The organism is Psychrobacter sp. TB20-MNA-CIBAN-0197 (assembly GCF_040309765.1).
In the GTDB taxonomy this organism is placed as follows: Bacteria; Pseudomonadota; Gammaproteobacteria; order Pseudomonadales; family Moraxellaceae; genus Psychrobacter; species Psychrobacter submarinus.
Genome location: NZ_JBEOPC010001056.1, coordinates 1 through 252, shown reverse-complemented (window position 1 = coordinate 252; position 252 = coordinate 1). Strand labels below are relative to the sequence as shown.

The 252-nt window shown below is 43.7% G+C and carries 1 pseudogene; it reads right to left on the bottom strand.

The annotated features are described in order from the left end of the window. Nucleotides 1–252 (bottom strand): annotated as a pseudogene (locus AAEY83_RS17130) (Na+/H+ antiporter NhaC); the annotation flags it as partial.

The following is a 252-nucleotide window of genomic DNA, read 5'->3' as shown; positions in this document are numbered from 1 at the left end:
ACCAACGCCCATCAAGATAATCATGGCCGGTAGACCAATTTTAACAACCTTTAAAAAGCGTTGTTCCATGCCGTCCCAATCACGGCCACGCAGCTTCATAAACAAGCCGGTGATTAGAAGACCGCAAGCTAAGGGAATGTGAGGGGTAAAATCTTTGAATACAAAAAACTGCACCATCAGAATAATGGCAGTCAACACCAGAGGTGCAATATCTAATAAAAAACTAGAAGACGGACCGTAGCCATCTTTAGC